This window comes from Streptomyces sp. NPDC047017, from assembly GCF_040644175.1.
Lineage (GTDB): Bacteria > Actinomycetota > Actinomycetes > Streptomycetales > Streptomycetaceae > Streptomyces.
This window is the reverse complement of the sequence record NZ_JBEYVW010000013.1, coordinates 145,480-166,729: the sequence shown is the minus strand read 5'-3', so window position 1 is coordinate 166,729 and position 21,250 is coordinate 145,480. Positions and strand designations below refer to the sequence as shown.

Sequence of the window (21,250 nt, the reverse complement as noted above, 5' to 3'; positions counted from 1 at the left end):
GAAGTAGTGGGAAGCGACAACTGTCACAGTGCGGTTTCTTGGCACCCCGCTGGTTCCCAGCCGCGAGGCCGGTCCTTACGCTGGCCCAGTCAAGAACATTGCGGGGAAACGTGAATCAGATGCAGGGCCAGCTGCTCGCGGGCCGCTACCGGCTCGCCGACTCCATCGGCAGCGGCGGCATGGGCCGGGTCTGGCGCGCGCACGACGAGGTGCTGCACCGGGCCGTCGCCATCAAGGAGTTGACCGCCGCGCTCTACGTCTCCGAGAGCGACCAGGCGGTGCTCCTCGCCCGCACCCGGGCGGAGGCGCGCGCGGCCGCGCGGATCAACCACTCCGCCGTCGTCACCGTGCACGACGTGCTGGAGCACGACGGCCGCCCGTGGATCGTGATGGAGCTGGTCGAGGGCCAGTCGCTGGCGGACGCCGTCAAGGAGCGCGGCCGCCTGGAGCCGACCGAGGCCGCCCGGATCGGCCTGTGGGTGCTGCGCGCCCTGTGCGCCGCGCACGCCGCCGGGGTGCTGCACCGCGACGTCAAGCCCGGCAACGTCCTGCTCGGCAACGACGGCCGGGTGCTGCTCACCGACTTCGGCATAGCGCAGATCGAGGGCGACACCACCATCACCCGGACCGGGGAGGTCGTCGGCTCGGTCGACTACCTGGCCCCGGAGCGGGTGCGCGGCCACGACCCGGGCCCGGCGTCCGACCTGTGGGCGCTGGGCGCCACGCTGTACACGGCCGCCGAGGGCCTGTCGCCGTTCCGCCGCACCTCTCCGTTGACAACGATGCAAGCGGTCGTCGACGAGGAACTCCGCGAGACACAGCACGCCGGTCCGCTCGCCCCCGTCATCACCGCGCTGCTGCGCAAGGACCCGGCCGCGCGGCCGGACCCGGTGGCCGCCGAGCGGATGCTCGCGGAGGCCGCGCAGGGCCTGGTGCCGAGCGACACCGGGGCGTACGCGACCGCGCAGCGGGCGGACGGCGGCGAGCAGACCGTCCGGCAGCCCGGCACCGGCCGCACGGTCCCCGCCCAGCGGGGTGCCACCGCCGCCCACGCGCTGCCCGGCGGCCCGGCCGCCGCGCCGTACCGGCCGGTGACCGCGCAGACGGCCGTCGGGCCCGCGCACGCCGGCGGTGGCGGTGCCGCGCCGTCCAGGAGGCGCCGGCTGCGCAACATCGCCCTCGTGGTGGTCCTCGCCGCGGTCGTCGGCGGGGGCACCGCGGTGGTGCTGCGCCAGTGGGACACGGGCGGTTCCCCGGGCGCCGGCACCTCGCCGACGTCGGCACCGCCGGTGTCGGCGTCGGCGTCCGCCGCGCCGAGCCCGTCGCAGACCGAGAAGGACGGTTCGGCGAGCAGCCTCCCGGCGGGCTGGAAGCGGATCAAGGACCCGTACGGCTTCAGTGTCGCGGTGCCCGGCGGCGGCTGGCGGCGGGAGGTGTCCGACAAGGCGCTCCATCAGGTCGACTACTCCCCGGACGGCGGGAAGACCTTCATCCGCGTCGCCGTCACCGACTCGCCGCAGTTCCCCGCCGCGCACGACCACCAGCTCGACCTGGAGCAGCAGTTGCTGCGGCTGGTGGGCTACCGGCGGCTGACCTTGCAGGCCAACACCTTCCGCGACCGCCCGGGTTCCCTGTGGGAGTACACCTGGACGGCGATGGCCAAGGACACGCCGTTCCCGGGGCCGCGGCACGCCATCGAGGAGACGTACTTCTCCCGGGACGGCGTCGAGTACGCGATCTACATGTCCTCGCCGTCGGCGGACTGGGAGACGACGCGCAAGCAGTTCAAGACGGTCCTGCAGAGCTGGCGGCCCGGCTCGCCCTGACCCTCCCGGCCCGCCCTGACCCTCCGGCTCGCACTGCTTCCCCCCCCGGCTCGCACTTCCTCCCCCGGCTCGCACTGCCCCCCGGCTCGCACTGCCCCCCGGCTCGCACTGCCCTCCCGCCCCACCCCCGCACCCGCCCGCTTCCCTCCGCCGGGCCACGGCCCGCCGGGCCACGGCCCGCCGGGCCACGGCCTGATCAGGCCCCCTGCTTGGCCGGTCGGCGCCCCGGAGGAAGGGCGTCCGATACGGCATGATGGGGCGTATGGGGATCGAGGGGGACGACTTCCGTGTGATCGCGGGCCGTTACCGCCTGGAGGCGCGGATCGGGCGCGGGGGAATGGGCATCGTGTGGCGGGCGACCGACCTGCTGCTCGGCCGCCGGGTCGCGGTGAAGGAACTCCCGTTCGACGAGACGCTGTCGGCCGAGGAGGCCCGGCAGCAGCGCGACCGCACGCTGCGGGAGGCCCGGGCCGTCGCCCAGCTGCGGCATCCGCACATCATCGTCGTCCACGACATCGTGGAGCAGGACGAACGCCCGTACATCGTCATGGAGCTGATCGACGGCGGCTCCCTCGCCGACCGGATCGCCGCGCGCGGGCCGGTGGACGCCGGCGAGGCGGCCCGGATCGGGATCGCGCTGCTGAGCGCGCTGGACGCCGCGCACGCCTCCGGGGTGCTGCACCGCGACATCAAACCGGCCAACGTCCTGCTGGAGTCCGGCACCGAGCGGGTCGTCCTCACCGACTTCGGCATCGCCCAGGTCTCCGGCGCCCCCACCCTCACCGAGACCGGGTCCTTCGTCGGCTCGCCCGAGTACACCGCGCCCGAGCGCATGTCGGGCTCCCGCAGCGGACCGCAGGCCGACCTGTGGTCGCTGGGCGCGCTGCTGTGCACGGCGCTCAGCGGCGAGTCGTTCTTCCGGCGCGACTCGCTGGGGGGCATCCTGCACGCGGTCGTCGTCGACGAGATCCGGCCGCCCGTCGAGGCCGGGCCGATCCTGCCCGTCGTGCGGGGGTTGCTGGAGCGCGATCCGGAGCGGCGGCTGAGGGCGGTGGAGGCCGAGCGGATGCTGCTGGCCTTCCTGGAGTCGGGGCGTACGCCGCCGTCCGCGGCCCGGTACACGCCGACGCAGCGCAGTGTGCCCCGCGTCCCGCCGGCGGCGCCGGGGCCGGTGCCCGTCTCGCCGATGGACCCCTCGGCGGTCCCGCGGGTCCCGGCCGGCGGGCCGGGCGGCGCCCTGGTGCCGAGCCGGCTGTCGCCGCGGGGCGTGCTGGTCGCGGCGCTGCTGGCCGCCGCGGTGGCCGGGGCGGGCGTCTCCGCGGCGGTCCTGCTGCTGCACGGCGGCGGGCACGGCGGGGGTACGCCGACGGACTCGCCCCGGCCCAGCAGCACCGCGAGCACCCCGGGTGCCGGCTCGTCGGCCCCGGGCACCACCTCCCCGGCCCCGGGCGCCGGGCCGACCGGGTCCGCGCGGCCCTCCTCCCCGCTGTCGGGCACGGCGGCCCGTACCCGGTCCGCGCAGGCCCCGGCCGTCGCGCCCAGCGCGCCCTCCGGCTACCGGCTGGCCCAGGACCCGGCCGGTTTCTCGCTGGCCGTGCCGGACGGCTTCACCCGCACCACCCAGGGCGCACGGACCTTCTACGTCTCCCCCGGGGAGACCTTCCGGCTGGGCGTCAAGGCCGCGGCCCCGGAGCCCGGCGGCCCGGTCGCCGTGCTGCGCCGCGCGGACGCGGCCGGACCGGACACCAATCCCGGCTACCACGACGGGCAGGTGACCACCGCCGCGCACGCCGGACACCCGGCCGCCCTGTGGCAGTTCACCTGGAACGGCTTCAGCGCCGCCGAGGGCGCGCGGCACACCTACGACCTGTGCTGGGAGCAGGACGGGCGGATGTACGACGTGTGGGTGTCGGCGCCGGTCGGCAAGGTGCGCGAGGCCAAGGAGTACTTCGACGTGGCGGTGGACACGTTCACCCCGGCGTGAGCCGTACGTCACGGGTCTGTGACTGCCCGGCCCCCGAGTGGAGGCGCCCGCGGTGGTCGCGGTATGGGTGGACCATGAGCGACAACGGGGGAGCCCGCGACGGAGTTCGTGACGGGAACGGGAACGGGAGCGGGGGCGGGAACAGGGACGGGGAGCCGACGAGTTTCGTGCTGAGACCGCCGCACGCGCGATCGGCGGACGCGGGGCCGCCGGACGCGCCGGTGCCGGACGCGCCGGTGCCGGGCACGCGGGTGCCGGGCACGCGGGTGCCGGTGCCCCACCCGCACAACCCGTACGCCACGCCGGTCCCGCCCACGCCCCCGGCCGGGTCCGCGGCCCCGCCGGCGCCCCCCGGCCCCGCCGCCGCCCCGCCGCAGGAGCCCGGTGCCGGGCGGCTGATCGCCGGGCGCTACCGGCTGCTGGCCAAGCTGGGGCACGGCGGCATGGGCACGGTGTGGCGGGCCAAGGACGAGACGGTGGACCGCGAGGTCGCGGTCAAGGAGCCCCGCGTCCCCGACCACCTGCCCGAACGGGAACGCGCCAACGCCTTCGAGCGGATGCGCCGCGAGGCCCGCGCCGCGGCCCGGCTCGACCACCCGGCCGTCGTCACCGTCCATGACGTGGCCGTCGTCGACGGGCAGCCGTGGATCGTGATGGAGCTGGTGCACGGCCGCTCGCTCGGCGAGGCGCTCCAGGAGGGCACGCTGGACGCGCGCGAGGCGGCCCGGACCGGACTCGAGGTGCTCGGCGCGCTGGAGGCCGCGCACGCCGCGGGCGTCCTGCACCGGGACGTCAAGCCGGACAACATCCTGCTCGGCCGGCACGGCCGGATCGTCCTCACCGACTTCGGCATCGCCCGGACCGAGGGCGAGACCAGCCTGACCGACACCGGCGGCTTCGTCGGCTCCCCGGAGTACATCGCGCCGGAACGGGTGCTGGGCCGGCGGCCCGGACCGGCCAGTGACCTGTGGTCCCTCGGTGTGGTCCTGTACGCGGCCACGGAGGGCGTCTCGCCCTTCCGCCGCAGCAACACCCCGGCCACCCTCCAGTCGGTCCTCAACGCCGCCCCGGCGCCGCCCGCCGCCGCGTCCGGCCCGCTCGCCGAGGCCGTCGGCGGCCTGCTGCACAAGGACCCCGCGCACCGCCCGGCGGCCCCCGCGGTCCGCGCCCTGCTCCAGGCGGCGGCGGCCCCGCCCGTGCCGGTGCCCACGCGGGCGGACCGGGCCCCCGAGGCCGTACGGCCCCGGCGCCGCCCGGGCCGCGGGGTGCGGCTCGGGCTCGGCGCGGCGGCCGTGGCGGGCGCGGTGACGGCGTACGTCCTGATCGCGCACCCGTCCGCGGGGCCGCTGCCGGGCGGCTGGGTGACCCACCACGAGGGGGACGTGGCCGCGACGCTCGCCGTGCCCGGCGACTACCAGCGCACCCTGCCCGACCGGAAGACCGACAAGGGCCACTGGGTCACCTACACCGACTACAGCGGCAGCGTCTGGATCACCCTGTCGCTCGACCGGAAGGCGCAGGACACCGGCCACCAGATCGCGGACTCGGCGGCGGCCGGGATGTACCAGGACGACACCGGGTTCAAGCAGCACGGCGACTACGGGCTCGACATGCCCTCGGGCCCGCGCACCGACCCCGACGACAGCGCGACGTTCCACGGCCGCAAGGCCGCCGGGAACACGGTCGTCTACACCACCGACGACAGACAGCACCCCCGCCCGCGCGAAGTGCGGATCTTCTACTACCGGACCACCGGCGGCGACCTGTACAAGCTCACGGTCGGCTATCCCGGCAAGGGCGACTTCACCGGGCGCGGGCGCGAGGTGGCGCGGACGGCGATCGCGAACCTGGCCGTCGACACGTTCTGACCGGTCGCCGGGTACGCCCGCCACGGCATGGACAACGCCCTGATCAGCGCATTCGTTGCCAGTGATCGCTGGCGCCGTGCGGGCGCCCGGTGAAACACCGTTACCGACGGGTACACAAACCTTCGGCCACGTCATACGCTGCGCTGCATGACGGACGCGCAGGCCCCGGCCCAGACCGGCACCAACCCCCTGGCCCCCGCTCCGGCGGGCGCCCGCACCGCCGCCGACGTGGTGACCCCCGAGCTGGTCGCCCGGCTCCTCAAGGGGGTCACCGGGTCCGGCCGGACCGCCAACCACACGCCGTTCACCGGCGGGAAGCTCGCGGACCTGCCCGAGTCCACCCCCGAGGACGTGGCGCTCGCCTTCGACCGCGCCCGCGCCGCCCAGCCCGTCTGGGAGCGCACCCCGGTACGGCAGCGCGCCGCCGTCCTGCTGCGCTTCCACGACCTGGTGCTCGCCCGCCAGGCCGAGGTCCTCGACCTGATCCAGCTGGAGACCGGCAAGGCCCGCCTGCACGCGCACGAGGAGGTGCAGGCGGTCGCCGTCGCCGCCCGGCACTACGGCCGCCGGGCCGCCGCGTACCTGCGGCCCAAGCGGCACACCGGCGCCATCCCGGCCCTGACCAAGGTCACCGAACTGCGCCACCCGCGCGGTGTCGTCGGCCAGATCGCGCCCTGGAACTACCCGCTGGAGCTGTCGGTCGGTGACGCGCTGCCCGCCTTCGCCGCGGGCAACGCGGTCGTCATGAAGCCCGACACCGAGACCTGCCTGACCGCGCTGTGGGCGCGCGACCTGCTCATCGAGGCCGGGCTGCCCGCCGAGGTGTTCCAGGTGGTCATCGGTGAGGGCCCGGTGGTCGGTCCGGCGGTCGTCCAGCACGCCGACTACGTCTCCTTCACCGGCTCCACCCGCACCGGCCGCGAGGTCGCCCAGGGCGCCGCCGCCCGCCTGGTCGGCGTCTCCCTCGAACTCGGCGGCAAGAACGCCATGCTGGTCCTGGAGGACGCCGACATCGAGAAGGCGGCGGCCGGCGCGGTCCGCGCCTGCTTCTCCTCCGCCGGCCAGCTGTGCATCTCCATCGAACGGCTGTACGTCCACGAGGCGGTCGCGGACGCCTTCCTGGAGCGGTTCGCCGCCCGCACCAGGGCCATGCGGCTCGGCACCTCCCTCGCCTACGGCGCCGACATGGGCTCGCTGGTCGGGGAACGCCAGCTGGAGACCGTCACCCGGCATGTCGAGGAGGCCGTCGCCAAGGGCGCCACGCTGGTGGCCGGCGGCGTCGCCCGCCCGGACATCGGGCCGTACTTCTTCGAACCGACCATCCTCGACGGCGTCGAGGCCCCCATGTCCGTGTGCACGGAGGAGACCTTCGGCCCGGTCGTCTCCGTCTACCGCTTCGGCTCCGACGACGAGGCGGTGGAGCGCGCCAACGCCACGCCGTACGGCCTGAACTCGTCCGTGTGGACCAAGGACACCCGGCGCGGCCGCGCGGTCGCCGCCCGGCTGCGCACCGGCACGGTCAACCTCAACGAGGGCTACGCGCCCGCCTACGGCAGCGTCCAGTCCCCGATGGGCGGCATGAAGGACTCCGGGCTCGGCCGCCGGCACGGCTCCGAGGGCATCCTCAAGTACACCGAGGCCCAGACCATCGCCCACCAGCGACTGCTGCCCATGGCCCCCTCGCTCGGCATGGACGACGAGCAGTACGCGGCGTTCATGAGCCGGAGCCTGAAGGCGCTGAAGGCCCTCGGGTTCCGTTAGGACCGGTCCCGCGACAGGCCCCAGACCACGCAGCAGGCCCCAGACCACCCCCGTTCTCGACGAGGAGAGCACGTGTCGCAGGAGAACTCCGCCCGCGGGCAGGACGGTACGGCGAACAACGGCGACGGCAGCACGGCGTACGGCGACGGCACGGCCCACGGTGACGACACGGCGTACGACTATGACGTCATCGTCGTCGGCTCCGGCTTCGGTGGCTCGGTCACCGCGCTGCGCCTGACCGAGAAGGGCTACCGCGTCGGTGTCCTGGAGGCGGGCCGCCGCTTCACCCGCCAGTCCCTGCCGAAGAACTCCTGGGACCTGAAGAACTACCTGTGGGCCCCGAAGCTCGGCATGTACGGCATCCAGCGCATCCATCTGCTGGGCAACGTCATGGTGCTGGCCGGCGCCGGGGTCGGCGGCGGCTCCCTCAACTACGCCAACACCCTCTACGTACCGCCCAAGCCCTTCTTCGACGATCCCCAGTGGCGGCACATCACCGACTGGCAGGAGGAGCTGGCCCCCTACTACGACCAGGCCAAGCGCATGCTCGGCGTCCGGCTCAACCCGACGATGACCCCCTCCGACGTGCACCTGAGGGCGGCCGCGCAGCGCATGGGCGTCGGTGACACCTTCCACATGGCGCCGGTCGGCGTGTTCTTCGGGGACGGCGAGGACGCCGGCGGCACGGCCCGGGCGAAGCCGGGGCAGCGGGCCGCCGACCCCTACTTCGGCGGCGCCGGACCGGACCGCAGGGCCTGCACCGAGTGCGGCGAGTGCATGACGGGCTGCCGGCACGGCGCGAAGAACACGCTGAACGAGAACTACCTCCACCTCGCGCAGAAGGCGGGCGCGGTGGTCCACCCGATGACCACGGTCGTCTCCGTCACGGACGACTCCCGGGGCGGTTACGCCGTCGCCACGCTCCCCACGCACGACAAGAAGAAGAGCGCCGGCCGCATCCTCACCGCCCGGCGGGTGGTCCTGGCCGCCGGCACCTACGGCACCCAGACCCTGCTGCACCGCATGAAGGCGGGCCGCCAGCTGCCCTACCTCTCGCCCCGGCTCGGTGAGCTGACCCGCACCAACTCCGAGGCGCTGGTGGGCGCCCAGACCGACAACCGGCGCTACCGCGCGGCGACCGGGCAGACCAGGCCCGACTTCACCCGCGGCGTCGCCATCACATCCTCCGTGCACCCCGACGAGAACACCCACATCGAGCCGGTCCGCTACGGCAAGGGCTCCAACTCGATGGGCAGCCTGTCGATCCTCCAGGTCCCCTACACCGAGGGCGGCTCCAGGGCCGCGGCCTGGCTGGCGAACGCCGCCCGCCATCCCCTGCTCGTACTGCGGTCGCTGTCCAACCGCCGCTGGTCGGAGCGCTCGATCATCGGCCTGGTGATGCAGTCGCTGGACAACTCCCTGACGACGTACCTGAAACCGGACGGCGTCGGCAAGGGCCTGCTCACCGCCCGCCAGGGCCACGGCTCGCCCAACCCCAGGCAGATCAGGGCCGCCACCGAGGGCGCCTCCGCGCTGGCCGCCGAGATCAACGGGTTCGCCGGTTCCAACGTGGGCGAGCTGATGGGCACCCCGCTCACCGCGCACTTCCTGGGCGGCTGCCCGATCGGGGACTCACCGCAGACGGGTGTCATCGACCCGTACCACCGCCTGTACGGCCATCCCGGCATCTCCGTCGTGGACGGCGCGGCCGTCTCCGCGAACCTGGGCGTCAACCCGTCCCTGACCATCACCGCGCAGGCCGAGCGGGCGATGTCGTACTGGCCCAACAAGGGCGAGGCCGACCCGCGCCCGGCGCAGGGCGCCGCCTACGAACGCCTCAAGCCGGTCGAGCCCCGCGATCCGGTGGTCCCGGCGGACGCGTTCGGCGCGCTGCGGCTGCCGTTCCTCGGCGTACCGGCGGTCCCGCCGAAGAAGTGACCGCACCGCGCGGCCGTACGTACGGGAAGCCCGCGTGTCCGCGTGCCCGCGTGGGGGAGGCCGTACGCCGGGAAGGCCGTAGGGCCGTAGGTACGGAAGAAGGACCTGCGCCCCCCTCCTGGTGCAGGTCCTTCTCCCGTGGGCGGACCCCGCCCGGCGCTGCCGCGCGGGGTCCTGTGCGGTGGTTCGTGTTACGCGTCCGCGCCGCTCCTGCGGCGGCGCACGGCGAACAGCGCGCCCGCGCCGACGACGACGGCGACACCGCCCACGATGCCGATGGTGGGCACCATGGAGCTGGAGCCGGTCTCGGCGAGGCGGCCGGTGGCCGGGATCTCCGCGACGCCGCCCTGCGGCTGCTTGCCGCCGGCGGGCCGGTGACCGCTGCCGGGCTTGGCCTGACCCGGGTCGCCGTTGGAGCTGCCGGGCTTGAGGACCGTGAAGGCCCAGTAGCCGAACGCGTTGTGGACGCAGTTCTTGTCCTGGTCGACATAGCCGCCCAGGCCCACGCTGAAGGCGGTGCCCGCGGCGGCCTTGGCGGTGATGTCGACGCGCAGCGCGATGTCGACCGTCTGCTTCGGGCCGAGCGGCGTCTCGCCGAAGTAGACGCCGTCGCCGATCTGGTCCGCGAGGGACTCCCACTTCTTGGTGGTGGGGTTGAAGTACTCCAGCAGCGCGTAGTCGCCCGGCCCGTCCTCCTCGTCCGACGACTCGTCGTCGATGAGGGCGAGCCAGTGGACCTGGCCGAGGGACCGGTCGCTGTGGTTGGCCGCGGTGAGCTTGAAGTTGTGCCAGCCGCTGCCCGCGACGATCCTGCCGGGCAGGCCCGAGACCGAGATCGTCAGCTGGGAGTCGGGGTCGACCATGTCGTCGGAGTCGTCCGCGACGCAGGGTGTCGGCTCGGCGGAGGGCTCGGCAGGGTGGCTCGGTGACGCGGCGGGCGAGGTCGCCGAGGACGAGGGGGAGGCGGCGGCGCCGGTGGACGCGGTGGTCCCGGGCGTCCCTGTCGTACCGGTGGACGGAGCGGACGCGGACGTGCCGGCGCCGGGCGTCGACTCCGACGCGCCGGCCGAGGGCGTGGCCTCGGGGCCGGTCGCGGGCGCCGAGGCGGACGTCGGGCTGCCGGGCGTCTCCTCGGCGAAGGCCGACGGAGCCGACAACAGCGCCAGCGGGGCTATCGCTGCCGTCGCGGCGGCAGCCGCCATGGCACGGCGAAGCTTCATGAAGACCTCGTGTGGTCCGGCGTACCGCGAGGACGCGGTACGGAGGTGAGGCGGGGCCCGCGTCATGGGGGTGCGGGTGTGGCCCTGGTTTCTGATGGTGTGACAAGAGAAACCTGTGAAGGGTTGCGGGATCTTCACGAGATCCTTATATGACCTGCACCACATCACCGGACCACGGTGGACCGCGCCGTCCGCCGCTCACGGCGGTGCGCGCGGCGGCCCGGGAAGCACGAACGGCCGGCTCCGGGCGTCCCCGGAGCCGGCCGTTTCCTGGGTGACCGGGCTGCTGTCCCCTGCCGTCCGGTCACTTCCCTGGAGCGAGGTCCCACGACGCGCGGCACGATCCGCACGTCTCATCGCCCCAGAGAGTCACGCGTGTTTTCCTTCGAGCCGCCCCTGGCTGGCACGGACACCGGTTCCAACGACGCCGCACCCGCGACGGTCACGCGCCGGACGGGTGAGACACGGGTGGAATACGGGTGAGGCACATAGGCACGGGAGGGCGTCTCAGACCTTGCCCCGGCACAGTTCGAGCAGGGTCATCGCCAGGGCCGTGCCCGGCCTGCCGAGCACGTCCCGGAAGTGGCCGAGGATCTCCATCTCGCGCGAGAGGCTCACCCGCCGGCCGCCCGAGCCGATCCTCGCCTCCTGGACGACGGCCGAGACCGCCATCCGTTCCTGGACCAGCCCGATGATCCGGTCGTCGAGCGCGTCGATGCGGGCCCGGGCGTCCGCGATCACGCGCGCGGCCTCGTCGGTGCGCGCGCCGGTCTGCTCCGCGTCGGTCTTCTCTGCTGCGGTGACGGTCATGTCAGGGCTCCTCACGGGTGGGTGCGGCGCCCTCGGACGACGAGACCGGGAAACGCCAGACGCCCCGGGCCTTGTCGGCCCGGGGCGCCTGGGAAGTCGCTTGTCAGTTGCTCAAGCAGCACGACCATGGCAGCCGGCGGGCCGGATGCCATAGGTAAAGACGAAGGTCTGGTGCGTGAGCATGTCTCCAGTATGCCCCGGTGGCGGCCGGCGGCCAACGCGGCCCGGATGGTGAGACACGGGCCCGCCCCGCACCCGCTCCGGCTGCCGGGACGCCACCCGCGCCCGCCCCGTTAGAATCGGTGGTACACAGCCCCCGCCCCACCGCCGGAAGGCACCCCGTGTCATCAGCGTCTCCCGCTGCCGCCGCCCCCGACACCGTCCTGGTCGTCGACTTCGGCGCGCAGTACGCCCAGCTCATCGCCCGCCGCGTCCGCGAGGCGCGGGTCTACAGCGAGATCGTGCCGAGCACCATGCCGGTGGCGGAGATGCTCGCCAAGAACCCGGCGGCGATCATTCTCTCCGGCGGCCCCTCCTCGGTGTACGAAGAGGGCGCCCCCCGCCTGGACCGCGAGCTCTTCGAGGCCGGCGTCCCCGTCTTCGGCATGTGCTACGGCTTCCAGCTGATGGCCGAGGTGCTCGGCGGCACGGTGGACAACACCGGCGCGCGCGAGTACGGCCGTACGGACCTCGTCGTCTCCAAGCCCTCCTCCACCCTCTTCGAGGGCACCCCGGCCGAGCAGGCCGTGTGGATGTCGCACGGCGACGCCTGCTCCGCCGCGCCCGAGGGCTTCACCGTCACGGCCTCCACGGACGTCGTCCCGGTCGCCGCCTTCGAGAACGACGAGAAGAAGCTCTACGGCGTCCAGTACCACCCCGAGGTGATGCACTCCACGCACGGCCAGCAGGTACTGGAGCACTTCCTGTACCGCGGCGCCGGCCTCACGCCCGACTGGACCACCGGCAACGTCATCGACGAGCAGGTCGCCGCCATCCGCGAGCTGGTCGGCGACAAGCGGGCCATCTGCGGCCTGTCCGGCGGCGTGGACTCCGCGGTCGCCGCCGCCCTCGTCCAGAAGGCCATCGGCTCCCAGCTGACCTGCGTCTACGTCGACCACGGCCTGATGCGCAAGGGCGAGACCGAGCAGGTCGAGAAGGACTTCGTGGCCGCCACCGGCGTCCAGCTCAAGGTCGTCGACGCCGAGCAGCGCTTCCTGGACGCGCTCAAGGGCGTCTCGGACCCCGAGGAGAAGCGGAAGATCATCGGCCGCGAGTTCATCCGGGTCTTCGAGCAGGCCCAGGTGGAGATCATCGCGGACGCGGGCCCGGCCGTGGAGTTCCTGGTGCAGGGCACGCTCTACCCGGACGTCGTCGAGTCCGGCGGCGGCACCGGCACCGCGAACATCAAGTCGCACCACAACGTCGGCGGCCTGCCCGAGGACCTGGAGTTCCGGCTGATCGAGCCGCTGCGCAAGCTCTTCAAGGACGAGGTCCGGATGGTCGGCCAGGAGCTGGGCCTGCCGGAGGAGATCGTCCAGCGCCAGCCCTTCCCGGGTCCCGGCCTCGGCATCCGGATCGTCGGCGAGGTCACCAAGGAGCGGCTCGACCTGCTCCGCGACGCCGACGCCATCGCCCGCGAGGAGCTGACCGCGGCCGGTCTGGACCGGGAGATCTGGCAGTGCCCGGTGGTCCTGCTCGCGGACGTCCGCAGCGTCGGCGTCCAGGGCGACGGCCGCACCTACGGCCATCCGATCGTGCTGCGCCCGGTCTCCAGCGAGGACGCGATGACCGCCGACTGGTCGCGCCTGCCGTACGAGGTGCTCGCGCGGATCTCCACCCGGATCACCAACGAGGTGCGCGACGTCAACCGGGTCGTCCTCGACGTCACCTCCAAGCCCCCGGGCACCATCGAGTGGGAGTAGTCCCGCCGCCCCGACCGGCGGGAGCCGTCCCGCCGGTCAGGTCCGCCGGAGAGTGCGCACCGGCTCTCCCGGCTTGAAGACCTGGACGACCAGACACGTGTCGTCCTCGACGCAGGTCCGCACGACCTCCGTCAGCTCGGTGCGGAAGAGGTGGAACGGCTGCGGCGGTTCCACCTCTTTCACGTACGCGCCCTTCGCCCGCGGGTCCGTCACCTCGACGGCCCGGCCGCCGACCCGTACGTCCCCGCCGCTCATCGAGGTGTCCGGGCCCGGGTTCGACTGGAGCACGAACCGCCCGTCGCGCCGCAGGTCCCGCGCCTTGAGCGAGTCCGGCATCATGCCGAACCACAGCTCCCCGTGCAGGAACCGCACCTCCATGCCGCTGGTGCGGGGCGAACCGTCCTTGCGCAGGGTGACCAGGACGTGGTGCGGGAAGGCACCGAAGCGTTCCTCCGCGAGGCCGGCCAGTTCGGGTTCGGTCGCGGCGAAAGCCGCCCAGTTCGTTGTCGCCATGCCGGTGAGTCTGACGCGGATACCGGACATCTTTTGTCGGGTATGAGGAAGGTCCGGCCTTGTCCGGCGCGGCCGGGCGCGGCCGGGTCGGCTGCTGGCTGCTGGGTGCCGGGTGCGCGGCATCTTCACGCACCCGTGCTGCCCTTCCCGGCCGTGGGCCGGTACGTTCCGCCCGTACACCGATCGACCGCCGGAGGACCCATGCACGGCCGCGGCCCCGTTCCGCCCCCGCCCCTGCCCACCGACAAGCTGCGGTTCGCCCTGCCGCCCATGCACGATTCGGTCGAGGACGAACGCCGGCACCGCAAGGAACGGCTCGCGGGCGCGCTGCGGATCTTCGGCCGCCACGGCTTCGAGGACGGCGTCTCGGGGCACATCACCGCCCGCGACCCCGAGTTCTCCGACTGCTTCTGGGTCAACCCCTTCGGGCTGCCGTTCCGGCACGTCACCGTGAACGACCTCGTCCTCGCCAACCAGGACGGGCAGGTCGTCGAGGGCCGCTACCACGTCAACCAGGCGGCGTTCACCGTGCACGCCCAGGTCCACGCCGCCCGCCCGGACGTGGTCGCCGTCGCGCACTGCCACTCCGTGCACGGCCGGGCCCTGGCCGCCCTCGGCGACCTGCTGGACCCCCTCACCCAGGAGAGCTGCGCCTTCTACGAGGACCACACCCTCTACGACGCCTACACCGGTGTCGTCGTCGACGCGGCGGAGGGCCGCCGGATCGCGGCCGCGCTGGACTCGCACAAGGCGCTGGTGCTGCGCAACCACGGGCTGCTGACGGTCGGCGACTCGGTGGACGCCGCCGCCTGGTGGTTCCTGTCCATGGAACGCTCCGCCCAGGTGCAGCTGACCGCCCGCGCCGCCGGCCGTCCCGTCCTGATCGACCACAAGGCGGCCGTGTCCACCCGCGAACAGCTCGGCACCGATCTGGTGGCGTGGATCAACTACCAGCCCCTGTGGCAGGACATCAGCCGCACCGAACCCGATCTCCTCGGCTAGCCGTCCCTTCCCGCCCTCGCCCCGCCTGCCCCGCGTCAACACGGTGTCCGCGCCTTCACCCGCCCTGACCAGAACGAGCGGACGCGGACGGGGCCGGGTAGGGCACAATGCGCAGTCGGCGTAGGGGTGTTGTCCGCGGGACTGCCGCGGGTTCCGGGGAAGGCGGGCGTCGGGCGTGGCGGTGCAGGAAGCGAGAGACGGCACGGGAACGGGCGGCCACACGGGCGGCTGCGCCTGCGGGGACTGTCCGCAGGGGGCGCGTACGGGGCACCGGCGGGCCGTGGCCGAATTCCTCCTCAAACGGGACGAGTTCGCCGCCGGGCAGGGGCTGCCGCCGGCCGTGGCCCACTCGGTGTCCGCCTCCCGGCAGTGGGTCTCGGAGGAACTGACCCAGTCCGCGGAACTCGTCGCCGAACGCCGCCGCGCCGAGGGCGGGGCCTGGCTGACCCGGCTGTGGCGCCGGACGGCGTACGGGGCCTGCGCCGCGGTGGTCGTACTCCTCCTGGTGCAGGCGCTGACGGCGATCGGCGCGGGCTGGAGCGCCGCGCGGACGGCGGGCCTGCTGGCCGCGGTGGCCGTGGCCGGTGTGCTGACGGCCGCCTCCTGGTTCCACCGGGCGCGCGGCGGCGCGCTGGCCCCGGTCATCGGCGAGGACAACAGGCTGTCCACCTCCCGTGCGGTGGCCGCGGCGTGGGTGCTGTTCGTGGTGTACGCGGTGCTGGTGCTGGTGGCCCGGCTCGCGGCGGCCTCGGACCACGCGGAGCGCGATGCCCTGATCTCCGGGCTGGGCCTGGCCCGCGGCGCCGGTGTGGTCACCGTGCTCGCGGTGGTGTGCGCGATCGCCGTGCTGGTGCGGCGGGTGGTCGGGCTGCGGGTCCTGGGCCAGCGGCTGCAGAAGGTACGCGCGGACCGGCCGCGCGCGGCCGACCTGCTGACCGACGACGCGGGCCGGGGCGCCTTCGCGGACATCCAGTACGTCGTGCTCGGCGCCGTCGCGCTGGTCTTCGCGGCGGTCCGGCTGGCCCGGCGCCCCGACCAGCTGCCCGATCTGCCGTGGGGGCTGGCGGTACTGATGCTCGTGTCCGCCGCGACCTACCTGGCCGGCAAGTACGCGGAGGGCGGGCGACCGGTGATCCTCTCGGTGGTCCGGGCCCGGGAGGCCGGCGACCTAGACGCGCCGATCCGCACCGGCGACGACATCGAGATCCGCGGGGCCGGGTTCGTCCCCGCGGGCGCGCAGGGCGCCGACCGGCTGGCCCGGATGGTGGTCCGCATCGGCGCGGTCCACGTCCACGTCCCGCTGGTGCCCGTCACCGGCGGTTTCAGCAACCCCACGGACGCGGCGCTGACCGTGCCGGTCCCGGCCGACGTGGAACCGGGCCGGGTCGAGGTGCAGCTGGTGACCGCGGCGGGCGTCGAGACCAACCGGTACGCGATCGAGGTGATGGAGTGAGGGCCAACCGGGCTCCAATCCGTACGAAAGTCAGAAAAACGGCCCGGTGTGGTTGAGTGGCTCCTTCCTTCTCTGCGTATCGTCTGGTGAGGGCGCAGCGCGGTGAGAGGTGAGAGAGGCGGCTGACAGCGATGACTCATGGCCTTCGTACGGGCACACAGACCTCGTACCTGGACCGGCGCGGCACCTGGCGGGACACCGCCGCCCGCTACTCCCTCCTCCCGCTGCGGGTCTTCCTCGGCGTCACCTTCGTCTACGCCGGCCTGGACAAGCTCACCGACAGCGCCTTCATGAAGGCCGCCGGTCCCGGATCGCTCGGTGACACCATGCGCGCGGTCCGTGGCTCCTCCGCCATCCCCGCCCTCGTCGACCTGGCCCTGAAGAACCCGGTCGGCTTCGGCTATGCCATCGCCCTCGGTGAACTCGCCGTCGGCATCGGCGTCCTGCTCGGTCTCTTCGGCCGCCTGGCCGCGCTGGGCGGCGCGCTGATCTCCCTCAGTCTGTGGCTGACGGTCAGCTGGGCCACCACCCCCTACTACTACGGCAACGACCTCGCCTACCTGATGGCCTGGCTCCCCCTCGTCCTCGCCGGCACCCCCTTGCTCTCCCTGGACTCCCTCCTGCGCACCCGGCGCCGGCGGCTGGGCAGCTACCGCTAGCGGACGCACACCCCAGGGCCCCGGCCGCACGGGCTCGTAGGACTCGGGCCCCGACCGCACGGGCTCGTTGGGCTCGGTCCCGCCCGGGCATCGGCCCCCGGCTCACGGGATTCGGGGCCCGGGTGTCAGGCCGTGCCGTTCGTGCGGGGCTCGGCGGGGCCGCCACGGCGGGCCGCCCGGCGGCGGCGTACGGCCCGGTCGGCCGCCGCCACCGCGCCCGCCAGGCACAGGCCGCCCAGCACCAGCGGGACGGCCGCGAACCACGGTGCCTGCCAGAGGCCGCCCGCGTCTCCGCCGTAGACGACGGCCGCTCCGACGAGGCAGGCACCGGCCACCAGCTTCCCGGGCCGGAACTCATGACGCAGCACGGCTCACCTCCACCTGTCCCGCACCGACGTGCAGATCGAGATCGACGGTCCCGGTGCCCTTGGTGTCCGCGGCCGGCGGCAGCGTCACCCGCTGGTGCCGGTCCGGGGCCACGTCCACGTCCTGCGAGCCGTCGCCCGGCAACTGGATGTCGCCGACGCCCACGTCGATCGTGGCCCGCACGGTCACCCCCGGCGGCACGATCACCCGCAGCCGTCCCACCCCGACCTGCGCCCGCGCGGACACCGTCTGGTCCGTGCCGAGGCGTATTCGGGTCAGGTCGAGGACGCCCTCACCGGTCCCGAGGTCGTACGTCCCGCGGACGTCCGCCGTCGCGGCCGGCTGCCACGTCGTGTGCGTCCAGCGGGTGCCGATGTCCTGGGGGAGCGCCGACGACGCGGCGAGCAGACCCGCCGTGATGATCGCCAGGAGCACCGAGCCCGCACCCGTCCGCCCCAGGAACGCGCTCACCGCTATGCCGAGCCCGAAGACGCCCAGCGCGCAGGCGAGGCCGGTCTGCAGGCTGATGCCGAGCGCGTGGCCGTCCCAGGTCAGCCCCGAGCCCAGGCCGCCGGCCAGCAGGGCGAGCAGGAACACCCAGCCGCCGATCCAGCGCGGGCCGCGCGGCCGGGGCGGCTCCGTGCGCGGGGCTCGCGCCTCCTCGTTGCCGTGGCGGCCCAGGCTGATGTTGACGGCCGCCGCGATGTCCCGGTCACGGGAGTCCTGCGGGCCCCACAGATAGCCCGTGCCGCCGACGTGGGTGCCGTCCTTGACGATCGGGTCGCGCCACCAGGACGGATAGGAGGCCGCGACCGGGGGCGCCTTGGCCTCCGGCGGGGCGTCGGCGGCGGCCTGGGCCGCCAGGGGGTCGGGGTCGGGCGCGCCCCGGTGCCGCGACCAGTACCCGGCGCCCGCGAGGAGCAGGGACAGGACGACGGCGAAGGTCAGCACGCTGCCGTTGGTCAGCATCGACAGGAACACACCGCAGCCGACCAGCGCGAACAGCACCGCGGCCAGCGCCTGGCCGTCCACCCGGCCGGTGAGGAGCTTGCGCACCTCGTTCTCGTCCTCGTCGTCGCAGGCCACGAAGAGCCAGGCGAAGCCGTAGAAGATGAGGCCTATGCCGCCGGTCGCGGCCAGCACGGCCAGGGTGACCCGGAAGATCACCGGGTCCATGTCGCACTGCCGGCCCAGCCCCGAGCAGACCCCGGCGATCAGCTTGTGCCGCCGGTCCCGCCGGAATCCCGCCGTGCCGCTCCCGGCGGCTTCCGGGCCTCCGGCAGCCGCGGCCCCTGCCGCACCGGTGCCTGCACCGGCCGCACCCGCCGCACCGGTCGCGGAACCCGCGTCGGTCTCCGCTCTCGTCCCCGGCCCCGTCCCCGGCCCCGGCCCCGTCTCCGCCTCCGTCCGGCCGGTCGCCTCCGCTGTCCCCGCCACCTTCGCCTCTCCGGTCCCGTCGCCGCCCGCGCTCGTCCGCTCGTGCGCCCGCGGTTCCTCACCCGCACCCGGGCCGGGCGCGGGGTCCGGCGGCTCCGCGCCCGGCACCGGGCGGGAGCCGTGACCGGGCTCCGGGCCCGTCGCGGCGTGCTGGTGATGTGTCATGCGTCCATGGTGACGGGCGCACCGCCGCGATGGCAGCCGGGGCGACCCTGGCAGAACCCTGATTCGCCCCTGACCCCGGTCCGGGGATGCGTTCGACGGACCCCGGAGCGTCCCCGCCGCCGAGCCCGGGGCGGCGGGGACGCGGACCCGCCCGGGGCCCTCAGCCCGACCCGTCCGGAGCCCGGGGGCGGCGCTCTTCGGTCCCGTGCGCCGCCTCTTTCCAGGGCTTCCCCCGAAGATCAGGGGAGTCTCCGGGGCGGACCCTGATGCCCCGCTCCGGAGGGCATGTGACCATCATTGGCATGCCGGAAGCCGCAGCACTGCCCCTCGACGACCCGCGGCCGCCGCGCAAGCTCTACCGCAGCAGCGACGGACGCTGGCTCGGCGGGGTGGCGCGGGGCCTCGCCGGGCATCTCGGGCTGCCCGTGATCTGGGTGCGGCTCGTCTTCGCCGGTCTGTTCCTGGCCGACGGCCTCGGCGCGCTGCTGTACGCGGCCTTCTGGTTCTTCGTGCCCCTCGGGGTCGGCGGGGTCGGCGGGCAGAAACCGCCGTCGCTCGTCGCCACCGAGACCTCGCCGGACGGCCGCCGCCGGATCGTCGCCCGCAGACCGGACAAGGGCCAGCTCGTCGCCCTGCTCCTGATGGTGGTCGTCGCGTCGGTCTTCGTCGGCAGTGTGAACCTGGGCGGCGGCGCCAAGGCGTACCTGCTGCCGGCCGTCCTCGTCGCCGCGGGCGTCGCCCTGGTCTGGCGGCAGGCGGACAACGCCCGCCGGGCCCGCTGGGTCGAGGTCGGCCGCCGTCGCCGTACGCTCACGCTGCTGCGCGCAGGCGCCGGCGTCCTGCTGGTCACGGCCGGTGTGTCGGCCATCTTCGTCCTCCAGGGGTCCGCCGCCCACCTCGGTTCGGTCCTCCAGGCGGGCCTCGCCGTCCTCGTCGGGATCACGCTGCTGGCGGGCCCGTATCTGGTGCGGATGACCCAGGACCTGTCCGAGGAACGCCTGATGCGCATCCGCGCCCAGGAGCGCGCCGAGGTCGCGGCCCACGTCCACGACTCGGTGCTGCACACCCTGACCCTGATCCAGCGCAACGCGGAGAACGCGGGCGAGGTGCGCCGCCTGGCCCGCGCCCAGGAGCGCGACCTGCGCGCCTGGCTCTACAAGCCGGAGGGCAACGGCAAGGACGAGGAGGACGAGCCGGCCACCCTCGCCGAGGCGGTCAAGCGCCACGCCGCCGAGGTCGAGGACAAGCACGGCGTCCCCATAGAGGTGGTCGTGGTCGGGGACTGCCCGCTCGACGAGCGGATCGGCGCACAGCTGCAGGCCGCGAGGGAAGCCATGGTGAACGCCGCCAAGTACGGTGGCGACGGCGGCCCCGTGCAGGTGTACGCCGAGGTCGAGGGCAAGGCGGTCTTCGTGTCCGTCCGGGACCGCGGGCCGGGCTTCGACCTCGACGCGATACCCGACGACCGGATGGGCGTCAGAGAATCGATCATCGGCCGCATGGAGCGCTACGGCGGCACGGCCCGGCTGCGCGCCGTGCCGGACGGCGGCACGGAGGTCGAGCTGGAGATGGAGAGGGCGGAGAACACGTGATGAGCGACCCGACCGAGGCGAACGGCACGGCGGAAGCGGCACAGGCGGCGGGGGCCGCGAACGGGCGGCACGTGCGCGTGGTCCTCGTCGACGACCACCGCATGTTCCGTACGGGGGTCCAGGCGGAGATAGGGCGGACCGAGCAGACCGGTGTGGAGGTCGTCGGCGAGGCCCCGGACGTCGACCAGGCGGTCACGGTCATCACCGCGACCCGCCCGGAGGTGGTCCTCCTCGACGTCCACCTCCCCGGGGGCGGCGGAGTCGAGGTGCTCCGGCGGTGCGCGGCCCTGATGACCGACGCCGAGCGGCCGGTGCGCTTCCTCGCGCTGTCCGTCTCGGACGCGGCGGAGGACGTGATCGGGGTGATCCGCGGCGGGGCGCGCGGGTACGTGACCAAGACGATCACCGGCGCCGACCTCATCGACTCGATCTTCCGCGTCCAGGAGGGCGACGCGGTGTTCTCGCCGCGCCTGGCCGGGTTCGTCCTGGACGCCTTCGCCTCCACCGACGCCCCGCCGGTCGACGAGGACCTCGACCGTCTCACCCAGCGCGAGCGCGAGGTGCTCAGGCTCATCGCCCGCGGCTACGCCTACAAGGAGATCGCCAAGCAGCTCTTCATCTCGGTGAAGACGGTCGAGTCCCATGTCTCGGCGGTCCTGCGCAAGCTCCAGCTGTCCAACCGCCACGAGCTGACCCGCTGGGCGACGGCGCGCCGGCTGGTGTGACCGGGCGCG

At 74.0% G+C, this 21,250-nt stretch carries 17 protein-coding genes; 12 read left to right on the top strand and 5 right to left on the bottom strand.

The window, feature by feature from the left end; translation table 11 throughout:
* Nucleotides 1-119: 119 nt before the first annotated feature.
* From ABZ858_RS22390 to ABZ858_RS22370, 5 genes are all read left to right on the top strand, one after another.
* Nucleotides 120-1,826 (top strand): serine/threonine-protein kinase, encoded by a 1,707-nt coding sequence (locus tag ABZ858_RS22390; protein ID WP_361381541.1) that lies wholly within the window; start codon nt 120-122, stop codon nt 1,824-1,826.
* A 262-nt stretch (nt 1,827-2,088) separates the two neighbouring features.
* Nucleotides 2,089-3,810: a protein kinase gene (locus ABZ858_RS22385; protein ID WP_361381237.1), complete on the top strand. Its 1,722-nt coding sequence runs from the start codon at nt 2,089-2,091 to the stop codon at nt 3,808-3,810.
* Between the two features lie 74 nt (nt 3,811-3,884).
* Nucleotides 3,885-5,678, top strand: coding sequence for a serine/threonine-protein kinase (locus ABZ858_RS22380; protein ID WP_361381234.1), 1,794 nt, complete (start codon nt 3,885-3,887; stop codon nt 5,676-5,678).
* Nucleotides 5,679-5,825: 147 nt separating this feature from the next.
* Nucleotides 5,826-7,439, top strand: a complete 1,614-nt coding sequence (locus ABZ858_RS22375; RefSeq protein ID WP_361381231.1) for a succinic semialdehyde dehydrogenase — start codon at nt 5,826-5,828, stop codon at nt 7,437-7,439.
* Between the two features lie 189 nt (nt 7,440-7,628).
* Nucleotides 7,629-9,377: a GMC family oxidoreductase gene (locus ABZ858_RS22370; RefSeq protein WP_361381538.1), complete on the top strand. Its 1,749-nt coding sequence runs from the start codon at nt 7,629-7,631 to the stop codon at nt 9,375-9,377.
* Between the two features lie 191 nt (nt 9,378-9,568).
* On the opposite strand, the gene ABZ858_RS22365 is transcribed toward ABZ858_RS22370, so the two are convergent.
* On the bottom strand, nt 9,569-10,240 hold the full coding sequence (locus ABZ858_RS22365) for an LAETG motif-containing sortase-dependent surface protein (protein WP_361381228.1): 672 nt from the start codon (nt 10,238-10,240) through the stop codon (nt 9,569-9,571).
* Here ABZ858_RS22365 and ABZ858_RS22360 point away from each other — a divergent pair.
* A complete protein-coding gene (locus ABZ858_RS22360; RefSeq protein WP_361381225.1) occupies nt 10,239-10,646 on the top strand; it encodes a hypothetical protein in 408 nt (135 codons plus the stop codon). The genes ABZ858_RS22365 and ABZ858_RS22360 overlap by 2 nt on opposite strands.
* 458 nt (nt 10,647-11,104) lie before the next feature.
* On the opposite strand, the gene ABZ858_RS22355 is transcribed toward ABZ858_RS22360, so the two are convergent.
* The gene (locus ABZ858_RS22355; protein WP_361381222.1) at nt 11,105-11,407 is read right to left on the bottom strand and encodes a chorismate mutase; all 303 of its coding nucleotides are present in this window, start codon (nt 11,405-11,407) and stop codon (nt 11,105-11,107) included.
* 341 nt (nt 11,408-11,748) lie between these two features.
* Here ABZ858_RS22355 and guaA point away from each other — a divergent pair, with 341 nt between their 5' ends.
* A complete protein-coding gene (guaA, locus tag ABZ858_RS22350) occupies nt 11,749-13,329 on the top strand; it encodes a glutamine-hydrolyzing GMP synthase (RefSeq protein ID WP_361381219.1) in 1,581 nt (526 codons plus the stop codon).
* Nucleotides 13,330-13,365: 36 nt separating this feature from the next.
* On the opposite strand, the gene ABZ858_RS22345 is transcribed toward guaA, so the two are convergent.
* Nucleotides 13,366-13,842, bottom strand: a complete 477-nt coding sequence (locus ABZ858_RS22345; RefSeq protein WP_361381216.1) for a pyridoxamine 5'-phosphate oxidase family protein — start codon at nt 13,840-13,842, stop codon at nt 13,366-13,368.
* Nucleotides 13,843-14,043: 201 nt separating this feature from the next.
* On the opposite strand from ABZ858_RS22345, the gene ABZ858_RS22340 reads away from it, so the two are divergent.
* The 3 genes from ABZ858_RS22340 (at nt 14,044) to ABZ858_RS22330 (ending at nt 16,956) form a co-directional block, all read left to right on the top strand.
* Entirely contained in the window at nt 14,044-14,844 is an 801-nt protein-coding gene (locus ABZ858_RS22340; protein WP_361381213.1) for a class II aldolase/adducin family protein, read from the top strand.
* Nucleotides 14,845-15,019: 175 nt separating this feature from the next.
* Nucleotides 15,020-16,297 carry a hypothetical protein gene (locus tag ABZ858_RS22335; RefSeq protein ID WP_361381210.1) on the top strand — a complete coding sequence of 426 codons (1,278 nt, stop codon included), beginning with the start codon at nt 15,020-15,022 and terminating at the stop codon, nt 16,295-16,297.
* Nucleotides 16,298-16,428: 131 nt separating this feature from the next.
* Nucleotides 16,429-16,956: a DoxX family protein gene (locus ABZ858_RS22330; RefSeq protein ID WP_361381207.1), complete on the top strand. Its 528-nt coding sequence runs from the start codon at nt 16,429-16,431 to the stop codon at nt 16,954-16,956.
* A 125-nt stretch (nt 16,957-17,081) separates the two neighbouring features.
* Here the strand turns inward: ABZ858_RS22330 and ABZ858_RS22325 are convergent, their stop codons facing one another.
* Together ABZ858_RS22325 and ABZ858_RS22320 are read right to left on the bottom strand one after the other, a co-directional pair.
* Nucleotides 17,082-17,324 (bottom strand): hypothetical protein, encoded by a 243-nt coding sequence (locus ABZ858_RS22325; protein WP_361381205.1) that lies wholly within the window; start codon nt 17,322-17,324, stop codon nt 17,082-17,084.
* On the bottom strand, nt 17,311-18,924 hold the full coding sequence (locus ABZ858_RS22320) for a PspC domain-containing protein (RefSeq protein WP_361381202.1): 1,614 nt from the start codon (nt 18,922-18,924) through the stop codon (nt 17,311-17,313). The genes ABZ858_RS22325 and ABZ858_RS22320 overlap by 14 nt, the downstream gene beginning before the upstream one ends.
* A gap of 302 nt (nt 18,925-19,226) precedes the next feature.
* On the opposite strand from ABZ858_RS22320, the gene ABZ858_RS22315 reads away from it, so the two are divergent.
* Together ABZ858_RS22315 and ABZ858_RS22310 are read left to right on the top strand one after the other, a co-directional pair.
* Nucleotides 19,227-20,516, top strand: coding sequence for a PspC domain-containing protein (locus ABZ858_RS22315; RefSeq protein WP_361381199.1), 1,290 nt, complete (start codon nt 19,227-19,229; stop codon nt 20,514-20,516).
* Entirely contained in the window at nt 20,516-21,241 is a 726-nt protein-coding gene (locus ABZ858_RS22310; RefSeq protein ID WP_361381196.1) for a response regulator transcription factor, read from the top strand. Before ABZ858_RS22315 ends, ABZ858_RS22310 begins: the two co-directional genes overlap by 1 nt.
* The last annotated feature ends 9 nt before the right edge of the window (nt 21,242-21,250 follow it).

Excerpts from the sequence above, each read along its gene's own strand:
- ABZ858_RS22390 (WP_361381541.1), top strand. The coding sequence starts at position 120 with ATGCAGGGCCAGCTGCTCGCGGGCCGCTACCGGCTCGCCGACTCCATC.
- ABZ858_RS22385 (WP_361381237.1), top strand. The coding sequence starts at position 2,089 with ATGGGGATCGAGGGGGACGACTTCCGTGTGATCGCGGGCCGTTACCGC.
- ABZ858_RS22380 (WP_361381234.1), top strand. The coding sequence starts at position 3,885 with ATGAGCGACAACGGGGGAGCCCGCGACGGAGTTCGTGACGGGAACGGG.
- ABZ858_RS22375 (WP_361381231.1), top strand. The coding sequence starts at position 5,826 with ATGACGGACGCGCAGGCCCCGGCCCAGACCGGCACCAACCCCCTGGCC.
- ABZ858_RS22360 (WP_361381225.1), top strand. The coding sequence starts at position 10,239 with ATGTCGTCGGAGTCGTCCGCGACGCAGGGTGTCGGCTCGGCGGAGGGC.
- ABZ858_RS22365 (WP_361381228.1), bottom strand. The coding sequence starts at position 10,240 with ATGGTCGACCCCGACTCCCAGCTGACGATCTCGGTCTCGGGCCTGCCC.
- ABZ858_RS22355 (WP_361381222.1), bottom strand. The coding sequence starts at position 11,407 with ATGACCGTCACCGCAGCAGAGAAGACCGACGCGGAGCAGACCGGCGCG.
- ABZ858_RS22345 (WP_361381216.1), bottom strand. The coding sequence starts at position 13,842 with ATGGCGACAACGAACTGGGCGGCTTTCGCCGCGACCGAACCCGAACTG.
- ABZ858_RS22340 (WP_361381213.1), top strand. The coding sequence starts at position 14,044 with ATGCACGGCCGCGGCCCCGTTCCGCCCCCGCCCCTGCCCACCGACAAG.
- ABZ858_RS22330 (WP_361381207.1), top strand. The coding sequence starts at position 16,429 with ATGACTCATGGCCTTCGTACGGGCACACAGACCTCGTACCTGGACCGG.
- ABZ858_RS22320 (WP_361381202.1), bottom strand. The coding sequence starts at position 18,924 with ATGACACATCACCAGCACGCCGCGACGGGCCCGGAGCCCGGTCACGGC.
- ABZ858_RS22315 (WP_361381199.1), top strand. The coding sequence starts at position 19,227 with ATGCCGGAAGCCGCAGCACTGCCCCTCGACGACCCGCGGCCGCCGCGC.
- ABZ858_RS22310 (WP_361381196.1), top strand. The coding sequence starts at position 20,516 with ATGAGCGACCCGACCGAGGCGAACGGCACGGCGGAAGCGGCACAGGCG.